Source organism: Pseudomonas sp. MWU12-2020, from assembly GCF_023100605.1.
GTDB classification, from domain to species: Bacteria; Pseudomonadota; Gammaproteobacteria; order Pseudomonadales; family Pseudomonadaceae; genus Aquipseudomonas; species Aquipseudomonas fluorescens_H.
Window position 1 is genome coordinate 22236 of the sequence record NZ_JALMEX010000006.1, and the last position, 12396, is coordinate 34631.

Sequence of the window (12396 nt, forward strand, 5' to 3'; positions counted from 1 at the left end):
ACGCTGGGTGGGCCGTTTTCGTTTCTAGCCCTGAAACCCTTCGCCGGTCTGCCGAATATGATCCTGCAAACGCTGCATGTGCGGGCAGTGCAACGTCAGCGTGGACGGCTGACAGCCGCGATGAAACAGCGCCAGCCAGCCTTCGCTGCGTTCATCGGGGACAATCCCGCTGAAGGCGAAACCTGCAGCCGCGAGTTTTTCCAGTGAGCTGGAAAACCCTTGGGCGAGTCTGAGCCGGATCGAAATCAGCCAGTGCGCTGGCAGTTGCACCACTTGCTTGAGCAAGCTGTCATCGAGCTCTTTGAGCACCATGTCATAACGCCCCAATGCACGTTCGAAATGCACCCTCGGACCTTTCCACGGCACGGCTTTATCGCTGGTCCCGAAAGCTGATTCCAGATGCGACATCAAATCGCGGCAATCCTGCGGCCAGGCCAGTGCCGGCAGCGGGCGACGATAGCCGTCTATGGTGCGGTGGCCGACAACGATCGTCTCACGCCCCGGCCCGCCGAATGGAGAGGGTGCGTAGTCCGGCAACAGTCCAATACTGTGGAACCCGAGACCGGCGGCCATGCGCTGTGTGTAGGGATGGTGCGTGACCTGTTTGATCGTGACGCCCTGGCAATCAAGCGCCTGCGCATGAATCAATAACTGCTGGCCCAACTGTGTGGCGATGTTTTGCCCGCGAGTGTCCGGGTGCACCACCGTCAGTGCCAGTTCCGCAAGAAAGCTTCTGGCAGACTGGCGAAACAACGTGGCGTGTCCGCAGATTTTCTCGTTCACCACCGCTACCAGCGAGTGCCAGCGACCGTCGTTGTGGTTCTGGCTGATCATGCAGGGCAGATACACGTGCGGTTGAGGGTAATGATCGCCGTAGACCTCCTCGAACAGGCGACTGACGGCCGGTGCGTCAGCGATGCGGTAGCGTCGCAGGGTTACCGTGTCCATCATTCTCGCCTCGGGCGCGGGTTTTCATAATCGCGCCGGTCTACGACCCGCTGACGCTTGCCGGAACGTGGATGACAAGTCAGTTCATCGCCTGCACAAGCGATGACGTGCAGATCGAGCAACTGATCGTTGTGCAGAGTCCCGATCAGCGGGTATTGGTCGATCAGCGCACGGCGCAGTCTTGAGGTTGTCAGGGAAATGTCATGCGTTAGCGTACCCGGCACCCAGCGCAGGCTCAGCAGGTCTTTTTTCCCCTGCTGTTCGATGACCAGTTGCCAGTTGTCGCTGGTGCCGACGCTTTGCACCAGATCGCCAATATCACCCGTGTCCAGGCTCAGTACACCTACTCGAACACGCTGGCTGCTCATGCCGCGCCCCATCAGGGCGAATTTGCGCATCGGGGTTCCGCTCGGTTCGCGCCAGCACGCCAGGTCGCCGACGGGGTAGCGGATCACCGGCATCAGCCGACGGGTGAGGTTGGTCACCACCAGCCTGCCGTTGCGGTTGCATTCTTCGATGACCTCACCGCTCACTTCATCGATGATCTCCAGCAGATTGTGCCGCTCCAGCATCCGGTGTTCGCCCAAGGCGCAATCGCGGGCACTGATGCCGATCAGCCCGGCATCGACGCTGGCGTAGCCGATGGAGGCGATACGCGCGTTCGGGAACACCCGATGGAGCAATTGCAGTTGCGCGGCGAACAGGCTTTCACCGCCGTAGAGCAGGGTTTCGATACCCTCCAGCACAAGTGACTGACGCTCAAGCCAAGCGGCCAGTTTCAACAGTTGTGCCGGTATGCCAGCCAGCACATTGATCTGGTAGGCAACGATCGAGTCGACCAGTACCGCGCTGTCGACGGCTCCGGTGAAGGGAAACTCGCTGACGGCTGTCTCGACATGGGCCAGGGCGTCGTGGACGAATATGAAACTGGCATACAGATCCCCGACGAAAAACAGGTTGGCAACCCGGTCCCCGTGGTTCAGTTGCGCCGTGAGGTGGCTGCCGAAATCGCGTACCAGGGTTTGCCATTCTGCGCGGGTAAATAGCGACAGTTTGCCCGCGCCAGTGGTGCCTCCGGTCTTGAAGATCAGCGCATCGTTCGGCGGGCCTGTCAGCACCGGCCATTGCTGCGGATTCTGGCTACCTAGCCAGTATTGCTCAGGGTCAATCTCGGGCAGTTCGCTCAAGGCGCTGATGGGCATTGCGACTGCCTTGAGGTGTTCTCGGTAATACGCGGAATGTCGGCGGACGTAGCCGAGCAAGGTGTTCAATTCAACGGTCGTGTTCATGGTTTTTTCTTATAAAAGTGGCGGGTGGCCGCGTGCAGTTCTCTGCTGTCAGCGGCGCGTATCAATCACTGACGGCGTCTTGCCGCTGTGCCTGTTTCGGGCGAATTGCTCAATTTCACATTGCTCGATGTCGACCGTCAGCAATCCGCTTTGCATCAGCGTGGTCAGCGTCAGGTAATTCTGCAGTTGTTGCCGCGCCTGTTCCGGTGCCAGCGGGCAGCGCAGGCGCATGCGTTCCAGGCCATCCGGGCCATGATCGAGGATCAGTTGAAACGGCGCCTGCAGGTGCTGCGCCAGCGTCGCCAGCGAAATGAAGTCGGTGCCGATGCGCAGCAGCTTGCCGTGGCGTTGCAGCAGTTCGAAGCGCGGCGAAGTCAGGCCGCAGGCGCACGGGCCGGGGAGCCAGCGCCCGCTGTCACCGATGTCATAACGCTGCACGGACTGGCCCTGACGTGCCCGAGTGGTCACCAGCAAACGCCCGGGTTCGCCATTACTGACTGGCGTGTCCTGATCGAAATCGACGATTTCCAGATGCTGAATCTCGCTCATCAGGTGAAACGCGCCATCTGTCGTGGCCTGGCAGGCATGGCCGATGGGGCCGGCATCGACGCTGCCGTAAATCGCCGAGCGGATCAGGCTCACACCGCAGCTCTGCAGCAATTCGCGGGTTGGCTCACTGAGGTGTTCGCCGCCGAGAAAGACTTTTTCGATGCCGCCATAGCGCCGCAATGTTTGCTGTTCGTTGAGGAACAGCCGGTGCAGGGTGGCGGGCATGCCGATCAGCACGGTGATCTGCTGTTGCTCGATCATCTGCGCGATCTCCCGGTAATCGTCATCCGCTGGCGCGCTCATTGGCCAGTGCCGGGCTTGCAGTTGCTCCAGCATCTTGGCAAAACTGGAGAAGCCGCCGTACAGCCCGCCGCTGAAGAACAGGTTCATCACGCGGTCCCGCGCCGGGGCCAGGCCGGCTGCCAGCAAACCATCGGCGGCGGCACGCATCTGACGCTGGAAATCGTCGTAACTGAAACCCGAAAGCACGGGGGCGCCACTGCTGCCCCCGGAGCGAAAATACAGCTGCGCCTGCGGGTGCGGCGGTCGATCGATGAACGTGTCCTTGTCCATGATCGGCACGCCGGCCAAGGGCGGCGGCGATGGCTGGCGATCCAGCGTGGCGTGGTGCGCCAGTGAATTCGGCGTCAGGCTGACCGACACTCGGCGGCTCAGACGCTGCAAGGCGTAGACGCCGTCATGGGGTTCGCCGTCGTAGCCATCGTGGATGGCGGCGATCGGCACGATGCGGGTAACACCGGCGGCGATCAGTGTCTGCGAAAGCTCGGCGATCTGCGTCTGCGGGCACAGCAGGGCACAGCTTTGCAGCACGTTGCGCCATGGCAGCAACGTCGCGGTCAGCAGCTCGCGGGGCAGGGGCTTGAGCAACAGGCTGCGAAACAGCGCCGACGGTTCGAGCTGGCGGTCATGGCTCCAGATCACGCGCCACCCCGGCGCGCTCCAGACCCGGCCGGTGTGCCCGGCAAAACTCTGGGCCAGCCGCGCCATTGCCGTACAGGTAGTGATTTGCGAAGCCTCTTCAAGCGTCGGTGTGAGGGCCGGCCACTGCCCGGCGCGACGCTCGAACGCGACGGCCAGTTGTGCACCGATGTCGCTCAACACCGCTGCATCGTCACTGTCCACCAGCAACCATTGCGGGCTGGAGCAGGCTTGCTGATCGAGGCGGCAGACCTCATCGACGATGGCATCGAGTACGGCGGGCGAGAGCGCGTCCGGGGTCAGATAGGCGAAGCTGATGCGGTGCCCCCAGTCGATCCAGCGACAGCCTGGCGGCACCTGTTGGCGAATGGCTTGCAGCGCGGTTTCGCCACCCCAGGCCGCAACGCCGTTGGCGTGCTTGCACAGTTGGCCGATTTGTCCGGTACTCGTCGGCAGGACTGCCACGTGACCGTTGAGTTGCCCGCTCGGGTCGCAGTCGAGAAACGCCTGGAGCAAGCGTGCGGTAAAGCCGCCGTCGCTGCTGCTGGGGCGCAGCCAGTTGACGTTACCGCTCAGCAGACTCTCGATCACCGCACAAAACGCCAGCAGCGGCGCATTGGCGGGCGTGATGTGCACCACCAGGCCCAACGGGCTCCAGCGTTCGAAACGCGACTGGCGATAGTCGATGCGGCGCAGAGAGTCGGGTTGCAGGCCGAGCTCGCGATCAAGCTTGGTTTGCAGCGTGGCGGGCTGGCAGAAATCGATCAGGGCCTGGCGTTGTCCGGCATCAAGTGGCAGTTCCGGTTCTTCACGTTGCAGGCGTTTGGCGAATGCCTCGGCAGTTGCGAGCAGCGTGCTGATTTCAAGGGGGGTCTGCAGCCGATCGGGCAGCTCCAGGTGAAGTTGCTGCAAGGCGCTTTCGAGGTTGCAGTCGGTGTGCAGCTTTCCGTTGATCAAGTACATGTCAGTGCCTCCCCAGCAGTTCGGAAGCGGCCATGGCGCAGCTTCTGGCGGCTGCGGTGCCGGCGCGGCCATGCAGGTGGAACCAGTCGCTCGCCAGACCGCAACCGCAGCTTGTTCCAGGATGCAGCGTTGCCAGGTCGCTCATGACCACCGCGTGGGCCGGGCTTGAGGAAATGTAGGGTGAGACCAGACTCAGCAGGCCGGATTGCCCATAGGGCAGAACTGAAAAGTCCACGGGGTTGCGCACGTAAACTTTCGCGTAGACCGGGACGTGAAAGCGATGATGGGCACATTCGATGTAAGGCACCGCGTGTTCGACGGCGCCATAGCCGTCGCGACAGTCCCGGGTATTGATGCCCAGTTGTTGCTGGATGCGCGCGTACAACGCTTGCTTGGGGACTTCTTCGGCGGCACGGGTTTTCCAGCCACCGCCGAAAAATGCCAGGGAGCCTGCCGGCAACTGCACATCCGCCACATCCGTGGCGCGCATGCGTTGCAGGGTCTCCCAGAGAAACGCCGGGAAGCCGAAAATACGCACCGGCAGGCCTTCTTCGGCAAATGCCTGCAGGGCCGCGATCACACCGAACAGATCAAACTGGTGACCATCGCCGTTACGACGCAAGGCGTAAACCACCCGATTGGCGGGAGCAAAACCGCACAGGAACTGATCGGTAAAGGACGTGCCCAGGGTGTTGGTCTGTTCTGGCTCGTAGCTCAGCAGCAAGTAGTTGCACGGTGCGTGCGGTGTTATCCAGCCGTACTGCGCGAATATCCGCTCGACCATGAACTGCGCTGCGCCGAGGCTGCGGGCGTCATAGCGCATGCGACTTTTCTGCCCGCTGGTGCCGGAAGAGGTCAGCTCCAGAGCGTCCGCGCCAGTCGGGCTGAGCAGCCTGTGTTGTTTGAAGAAATTGGCGAAAATCGGTGGCAGTTGCGACCAGTCGTCCAGTGTGTCGAGATCATCGACATCGATTGAGTGGGCGCTTAGCCAATGGCCGTAGCCAGGCGTATGGCGAGCGTGGAACCGGGTGATTTCGCTCATGGCCTGATTGAACAGACCCGTGGGTACGGAGTCCGGGCAATAGGGCTTCGGCAATGCGCAGAGCGCGTCGCCATGGGGGAATCGAGTCATCGAATATCCTTATTGATGTGCGTTGGGCGCCGCGGGTGTCGCAGGGTTGTGGCGCAGAAGACGGTAGAGCAGGGGCAGGCACAGCAGGCCGCCGAGGGCTGCCCACAGGCAGAAGGATTGCAGGTTGTCGCCGCCGCCAACGATGGCAATGAGCGAACCGCCGATGCCCATCACGGCAATCGACAGCATGCCGATCATGGCCGAGACCAGACCTTTGCCATCGGGGCTGGAGAACAGCGCCAGCCGGTACAGTGCGGCGTTACTCATGCCCAGCCCCAGCGCATACATGGCCAGACCGGCGACGGTCAGTGCCAGGGAAGTCGGACTCAGGGCCGCGCCGATCAGCGTCAGCAGTCCGAGACAGAATGGCCACAATGCCAGACCGATCACCCGAACCAGTGTGTGCCCGGCGAGCAATCGATCCAGCAGCAGATTGCCGACGATCACCGCCGAGAACACCGGGATCTGCCACACGCCGTATTCCAGCGCAGACAGCTCCAGACGCTGCATGAGCAACACCGGCGCCAGACCGATCCAGGCTATCAATGGCAGGCTCATCAGGCCCAACGCCAGACTGCTGCCGACGAATCGGCGATTGCGCAGCAGCGCGAAGTAACCCCGACGGATTTGCCTGAGCGAGAACGCCGCAGGGGCTTGTTGCTGGCCGTCGCGGCGCGTGACGCCGATCGTTTCCGGCATCCAGGCCAAGAGACCGAGCCAGACAAAGGCACTGGCCGCTCCCAGACCGAGAAACATCTGCCGCCAGCTCAGCCATTCCAGCAGCAGGCTGCCGAGTAACGGACCAAGCAGCGGCGACAGCAGCGCCACATTGCCCAGCAGTGCCATGAGCCGCACCGCATCGGCTTCGCAGAATACTTCCTGCAGCGCCGGGTAGCTGACGGCGACGACGAATCCCAGGCCCATGCCTTGTATCAGACGCAGCACATTGAACGCTTCAATGCGCTGCGTCATGACCGCGGCGCTGCACGCCAGGCCAAACAGCGCACAGCCGAGCAATAGCGAGCGACGTCTGCCGTAACGATCAGAGAGCGGGCCGATCAGCCATTGCAGGCACACGCCGCCGATCAGATACAGATTGAACGCATTGGGTACGTGACGGGCATCGGCGTTGAACTCCTCAGTGACCGTCAACATGGCCGGCATGATCATGTCGCTGGCCATGTAGGTGAGCAGTTCAAAAGCGGTAATGGCCAGGCAGAATCCAACTGTCTGCACGGGCGCCATTACGATCAAGGTTCTCTGCATAAACATCCCTGTTCCAGTGAGCGAGAAAGTTTGCAGAGACTAGAGGCAGAGTCGTCGCAGCATCCAATGCTTTGCTGCGACATGAAATTTCAAATACTTACAGCGTATTTAAGTGAATCAATACGCGTGTCGAACAGCCGCGACTGGCCGGTTGGCGTGCCAATAAAAATGCCCGCTGGCGGGCGGGCATGGTTTGCTCTGAAAAGACTTTTACCGCTGCTCTTCCGGTGCTTTCAGACACACCGAGATGCGAACAATCCTGTTCTATCGATGGTAATAACCGGGACCTTCCTGGTAGCGATGGTGGTCGTCATGCCAGCCTCCGTGAGGGAAAAAGAAGCAGCCACTCAAGGTCAGGATGGCAAGGAGGGGAATCAGCCAGGTGATTCGACGGAACATTTCAAAATCCTCATGGTTACGCCGTCATGAAGCCAAAACTCTTCATCGGCTGTAACATGAGACCGCGTTCGCCCCGGCCCATCCCCGCAACACGGTATGTGCATGGCATGCAACCGGATACAAACCGGATACATTTGAAAGTTTCAGGAACCCGCAATGACTCAGAAGCAACGTTTGAAATACTCGATCCTGATCGCCCTGTCGGTGCTGGCGATCATGCTCGGCCTGTCCTGGCTGCAGAACGCCGGGATGATCAGTCAGAAGATGTTCCAGTACATCGCCATCGGTGTGGCGGTGGTCGTGGTGGTGATCAACGCGGTGATGCGCCGCAAGGTCAAACCCTGACGGCGATCGCGGGACGCTTCAATCGTGATTGAGCACGGCAGCAGCCTGTGGATGCAGGCTGTAACTCTTGTCCGGGTTGAAGGTGACCACACCTTCGGCACACAGACGCTTCAACACTTCGCGCACGCTGAGGAAGGACAACGGAATATCCAGGTCCAGCAACTGGCTGTGCACGCCGCGCACACCAAGGCGCCGTTCGCTTTGCGCGGCGACCAGCAAGGCGTCGATGACTTTCAGGCGAATCAGGCTGGTGCGCAGACCGAAGCTTTTGAGCAGCAGGCGAATGCGCTCATTGCCTTGTCGCTCGGGGCTGGGTGCGAAACTGCTCGCGCGGGGACTCATGGAAGCTCCTTGTGACGCCTGGCTACCGTCCGTTGGTAGTTGCGAGTTGTACATGGGATTACTCCTTTCAGAGCCTGGTCAGGAAACGTTTTGGCTGCTCTCAGTAAACAAGACGTTTCAGCACGACAAATCATGAAAGAAAATATGTAGAAATTTTGTCGCTTATTCGTTGTTTTCCCGTCATCGCCGGCCGGTCGCTTGGGCAAACAGCTAAATATTTTTTTACTGTATTCGTTTCCTGAACAGCCATCTTGCGCCCGGGCGCAGGAATCAACTTCAGACCGGGTCTGACGCTCGCGCAACGCAGGCGTCGATTCGTGTCCCATCGATCAGGAGCGAGTGTGATTATTTCCAGGCAGTTAACCGGGCTGGCCCTCGCCGGCGCGTTTCTCGGACTCAGTCTGTCGGCCCATGCGTTAAGTCCCGCCACACAAACCCATGCTGATATTCGCCGCACCTCATTTGGCGTGCCGCACATTCGCGCGGAAAACGAGCGCGGACTCGGGTTCGGCATCGGTTACGCCTATGCGCAGGACAACCTGTGCCTGCTGGCCAACGAGATTGTCACGGTCAATGGCCAGCGCTCGCGTTATTTCGGGCCGGATCAGTTCACCGTCGAACAACGCGAAAATCGCGTCAGCGACCTGTTCTTCACCTGGCTCAACACCCCCGCAGCGGTGAAGGCCTTCTGGGACGCGCAGCCTGCTCAGGTGCGCGATCTGGTGGAAGGTTATGCAGCAGGCTACAACCGCTATCTGGCCGAGCGCCGCCAGCAAGGCCTGCCGCAGCAGTGCCAGGGGGAGTGGGTGCGTGATATCGCCGCCGAGGATCTGGTGAAGCTCACCCGCCGCTTGCTGGTTGAAGGCGGGGTCGGGCAGTTCGCCGAAGCACTGGCCGGTGCGACGCCGCCGCAAGCCACGGCACAGGTCGGTAGCCATGCGCAGGCTTATCAGTTGGCGGACGCGCGCATGCAGCGCTTCGCCCTGGATCGCGGCAGCAACGCCGTGGCGGTCGGCAGCGAGCGTTCGTTCAACGGGCGCGGCATGCTCCTGGCCAACCCGCATTTTCCGTGGGTCGGCGGCATGCGCTTTTACCAGATGCACCTGACCATCCCCGGCAAACTCGACGTGATGGGCGCCGCCTTGCCGGGGCTGCCGGTGATCAACATCGGTTTCAACCAGCATCTGGCCTGGACCCACACGGTGGATTCGTCGAAGCACTTCACCCTGTATCGCCTGCAACTCGATCCCAAAGATCCGACGCGCTACCTGCTCGATGGCAAATCGCTGCCGCTGAGCAAGCAGACAGTGACCGTGCAGATCAAACAGGCGGACGGGCAGGTGGTGCCGGTTTCGCGCGATGTCTACAGCTCGCAGTTCGGCCCGATCGTGCAATGGCCGGGCAAGCTCGACTGGGACCATCAGTACGCTTACAGCCTGCGCGACGCCAACCTGGAAAATGATCGCGTGCTGACGCAGTGGTACGCGATGAACCAGGCCTCGAGCCTCAAGGATCTGCAGGATTCGGTGCACAAGATCCAGGGCATCCCGTGGGTCAACACCCTGGCCGTGGATGACAAGGGGCAGACGCTGTACATGAACCTGTCGGTGGTGCCGAACGTCAGCGCCGACAAACTGGCCAAGTGCAGCGACCCGCGTATCGGATTGCAGATGATCGTGCTGGATGGCGCCAACAGCGCCTGCGCGTGGGATATCGATCCGCAAGCCGCGCAGAAGGGCATTTATGCCGCCAGCCAGTTACCGCAACTGTTGCGCAAGGACTTCGTCCAGCACTCCAACGATTCCGCGTGGCTGGCGAACCCGGCACAACCACTGACCGGGTTCTCCCCACTGATCAGCCAGGACGGTCAGCCGCTTGGGCTGCGTTCGCGGTTCGCACTGGAGCGCCTGAGCACGCTGGGTAAAAAAGGCCCGATGGCGGTGAAGGATCTGCAACAGATGGTGATGGATGACAACGTCTATCTGGCGAATCAGGTGCTGCCCGATCTGCTGAAATTCTGCGCTGCGGATCTTGGTGCGGACGCGGCTTCGTTGAAGCCGGTTTGCGTCAGCCTCAAAGGCTGGGATGGCCGGGCGAATCTGGATTCGGGTATCGGCCTGGTCCATTTCCAGAACATCATGCAAACCCTGCAAAAGTCGCCGGATGTCTGGCGCGTGGCGTTCGATCCGAAAGACCCGCAACACACCCCGCGCGGGTTGGCGATCGAGCAACCGGCGGTGAGCAAGGCATTGCGTGAAGCAATGCAGGCGTCGCTGCAAACCACCACGAAAATTGGCCTGAAAGCGGACGCCCGCTGGGGCGACATTCAGGTGGTGAGCAGCGGCGGTCAGCAAACCGCGATTCACGGCGGACCTGGAACGCTGGGGATCTACAACGCGATTCAGAGCGTGCCGCGCGAAGACGGCAAACTCGAAGTGGTCAGCGGCACGAGCTACCTGCAAGTGGTGACCTTCGACGACAAAGGCCCGCACGCTCAGGGGCTGCTGGCGTTCTCGCTGTCCAGTGACCCAGAGTCGAAATACTCCCGGGACCAGACCGAGGCCTTCTCGAAGAAACAGTGGAGCGTGCTGCCGTTTACCGAGCAACAGATCACGGCTGATCCGCAATATCAGGTGCAGACCGTGCGTGATGCTGCCGGCAAGAGTGCAGAGGTGGTTGCGCAGTAAGTCATCCTGAACGAAAAAGCCGCTGCTCCTTGAACAGGGACAGCGGCTTTTTTATTGCCCGAAACGCGTGATCCCAAGCTTCAGGTTTTCGGCGGGTTTCGTGGCATCGAGTTGATCACCGGATCCCCCTCAGTGTTGCGCGTCAGGTACACCGGCAGCACTTTGGGCAGGGTGTTGACGAGGCCGCTCAGTTCTTTGATGTTGTAGACGCCGCCGACGCGGATGGCGCCGGTGTTGGCGTCAGCCAGTTTCAGCGGTTTGTTCAGGTAGCGATTGATCAGCGGCAAGGCGTCGTTCAGTGCCAGGTTGTCGAGTACCAGTTTGCCGCTGCGCCAGGCCAGTGAACTGTCATTGTCGTAGGTCTGGCTGATCTGTGGCGTGTAGTCGCCATGCCGGTACTGCGCCTGCATCGACGGGCCGAGGCGCAGGCCGTCGCCGGGCAATGCCGTGTTACTGGTGACCAGTACCGAGCCTTCGATCAGGTTGACCCGCACCTGATCTTCATAGAGCCAGACATTGAAGCGGGTACCGGTCACGCGGATCTTGCCTTCGGCGGCTCGGACCACGAACGGGTGGCTGAGGTCGTGGCTGACTTCGAAAAACGCTTCGCCCTTTTTCAGCGTGACCCGGCGCTCATCCTTGTAGTTGCTGAAGGTCAGTTCGGTGTTGAGGTTGAGTTCGACCTGACTGCCGTCCTTCAGGGTCACCTGACGAACATTGTCGCTGGCTTCGAAGTGCTGATAGCTGTTGGGCAGCCAGCCGAGGTTCCAGCCGCTGTAGGCGGCCAGCGGTAATGCGAGGGCGCAGACGCTGGCGGCGATGGCATAGCGACGCCAGGCCGGGACGGGTTTGTTCAGCGGCACACTCGGGGGCGGCTGCGGACGCGGCAAGAGTTCGGCAACGTCCCAGATTTCCAGCATGGCTTCATATTCGAACGCATGCAGCGGATGAGCATCGCGCCATTGCTCGAAAGCCAGATGCTCCTCGGCGGAGCAGTCGGCAGCGTGCAGACGCATGCACCAGTGCGCGGCGGCATCGGTGATCGCATCGTATTCGGCTTCCGAGAGGGATTCTTGGGTCATTGACTCGTCCTGATTTGCTGCATTCTAACCTTGCGGGCAACGCGCCGAGAACATCCATCATGGCAATTGCCCATCAAAGTGGAACTTATTTTTCCGTCAGACGCCCAAAAACAGGACATCCGACGAACATCATCCACAAATGGAGTGAAAAAATGATCAAAAAAACCTTTGCCGCTGTTGTTGCCACTGCTGCCTTGTTCAGTGCCGGTGCCGCGATGGCCGATCGTCCCGGTGCGGGCTGGGTCACCATCGAAAAGGCGATCGAGATCGTGAAGACCAAGGCCGGTTACGTCGAAGTCTATGAGATCGAAGCGGACAACGATGGCTATTGGAAAGGTGAGGGCCGCAAGGCGGATGGCTCCGTTTATGAATTCCGTATCGATGGCGCGTCGGGCAACGTACTGCGCGATCAGAAAGACTGATTTCCACGGTCAATAAACCATGCGCAGGCTGCA

General features: G+C 60.7%; 10 protein-coding genes. 3 read left to right on the plus strand and 7 right to left on the minus strand.

Going from position 1 to position 12396, the window contains the following annotated elements:
- Positions 1-24: 24 nt before the first annotated feature.
- The 5 genes from M0814_RS15350 to M0814_RS15370 are packed head-to-tail and all read right to left on the minus strand — an operon-like array spanning position 25 to position 7086.
- Positions 25-948, minus strand: coding sequence for a GNAT family N-acetyltransferase (locus tag M0814_RS15350; protein ID WP_103483319.1), 924 nt, complete (start codon positions 946-948; stop codon positions 25-27).
- On the minus strand, positions 948-2237 hold the full coding sequence (locus M0814_RS15355; RefSeq protein WP_103483320.1) for an AMP-binding protein: 1290 nt from the start codon (positions 2235-2237) through the stop codon (positions 948-950). The genes M0814_RS15350 and M0814_RS15355 overlap by 1 nt, the downstream gene beginning before the upstream one ends.
- A gap of 48 nt (positions 2238-2285) precedes the next feature.
- Positions 2286-4688 carry an aldehyde dehydrogenase family protein gene (locus M0814_RS15360; RefSeq protein ID WP_103483321.1) on the minus strand — a complete coding sequence of 801 codons (2403 nt, stop codon included), beginning with the start codon at positions 4686-4688 and terminating at the stop codon, positions 2286-2288.
- A gap of 1 nt (position 4689) precedes the next feature.
- Positions 4690-5820 carry an acyl-protein synthase gene (locus M0814_RS15365; protein WP_103483322.1) on the minus strand — a complete coding sequence of 377 codons (1131 nt, stop codon included), beginning with the start codon at positions 5818-5820 and terminating at the stop codon, positions 4690-4692.
- A gap of 9 nt (positions 5821-5829) precedes the next feature.
- Entirely contained in the window at positions 5830-7086 is a 1257-nt protein-coding gene (locus tag M0814_RS15370; RefSeq protein ID WP_103483551.1) for an MdfA family multidrug efflux MFS transporter, read from the minus strand.
- A 555-nt stretch (positions 7087-7641) separates the two neighbouring features.
- Between M0814_RS15370 and M0814_RS15375 the strand changes: the two genes are divergently transcribed.
- On the plus strand, positions 7642-7830 hold the full coding sequence (locus M0814_RS15375; protein WP_003224577.1) for a hypothetical protein: 189 nt from the start codon (positions 7642-7644) through the stop codon (positions 7828-7830).
- A gap of 18 nt (positions 7831-7848) precedes the next feature.
- On the opposite strand, the gene M0814_RS15380 is transcribed toward M0814_RS15375, so the two are convergent.
- Positions 7849-8226 carry a fe2+ zn2+ uptake regulation protein gene (locus M0814_RS15380; protein WP_045122427.1) on the minus strand — a complete coding sequence of 126 codons (378 nt, stop codon included), beginning with the start codon at positions 8224-8226 and terminating at the stop codon, positions 7849-7851.
- A gap of 287 nt (positions 8227-8513) precedes the next feature.
- Here M0814_RS15380 and M0814_RS15385 point away from each other — a divergent pair, with 287 nt between their 5' ends.
- Positions 8514-10859, plus strand: a complete 2346-nt coding sequence (locus tag M0814_RS15385; RefSeq protein ID WP_103483323.1) for an acylase — start codon at positions 8514-8516, stop codon at positions 10857-10859.
- Positions 10860-10939: 80 nt separating this feature from the next.
- Here the strand turns inward: M0814_RS15385 and M0814_RS15390 are convergent, their stop codons facing one another.
- The gene (locus M0814_RS15390) at positions 10940-11941 is read right to left on the minus strand and encodes a FecR family protein (protein ID WP_103483324.1); all 1002 of its coding nucleotides are present in this window, start codon (positions 11939-11941) and stop codon (positions 10940-10942) included.
- Between the two features lie 152 nt (positions 11942-12093).
- On the opposite strand from M0814_RS15390, the gene M0814_RS15395 reads away from it, so the two are divergent.
- Entirely contained in the window at positions 12094-12363 is a 270-nt protein-coding gene (locus tag M0814_RS15395) for a PepSY domain-containing protein (RefSeq protein WP_103483325.1), read from the plus strand.
- Positions 12364-12396 lie beyond the last annotated feature (33 nt).

Bases quoted from the DNA above. Each gene is read 5' to 3' on its own strand.
- M0814_RS15375 (WP_003224577.1), top strand. From the start codon at position 7,642: ATGACTCAGAAGCAACGTTTGAAATACTCGATCCTGATCGCCCTGTCG.
- M0814_RS15355 (WP_103483320.1), bottom strand. From the start codon at position 2,237: ATGAACACGACCGTTGAATTGAACACCTTGCTCGGCTACGTCCGCCGA.
- M0814_RS15370 (WP_103483551.1), bottom strand. From the start codon at position 7,086: ATGCAGAGAACCTTGATCGTAATGGCGCCCGTGCAGACAGTTGGATTC.
- M0814_RS15380 (WP_045122427.1), bottom strand. From the start codon at position 8,226: ATGTACAACTCGCAACTACCAACGGACGGTAGCCAGGCGTCACAAGGA.
- M0814_RS15365 (WP_103483322.1), bottom strand. From the start codon at position 5,820: ATGACTCGATTCCCCCATGGCGACGCGCTCTGCGCATTGCCGAAGCCC.
- M0814_RS15395 (WP_103483325.1), top strand. From the start codon at position 12,094: ATGATCAAAAAAACCTTTGCCGCTGTTGTTGCCACTGCTGCCTTGTTC.
- M0814_RS15390 (WP_103483324.1), bottom strand. From the start codon at position 11,941: ATGACCCAAGAATCCCTCTCGGAAGCCGAATACGATGCGATCACCGAT.
- M0814_RS15350 (WP_103483319.1), bottom strand. From the start codon at position 948: ATGGACACGGTAACCCTGCGACGCTACCGCATCGCTGACGCACCGGCC.
- M0814_RS15360 (WP_103483321.1), bottom strand. From the start codon at position 4,688: ATGTACTTGATCAACGGAAAGCTGCACACCGACTGCAACCTCGAAAGC.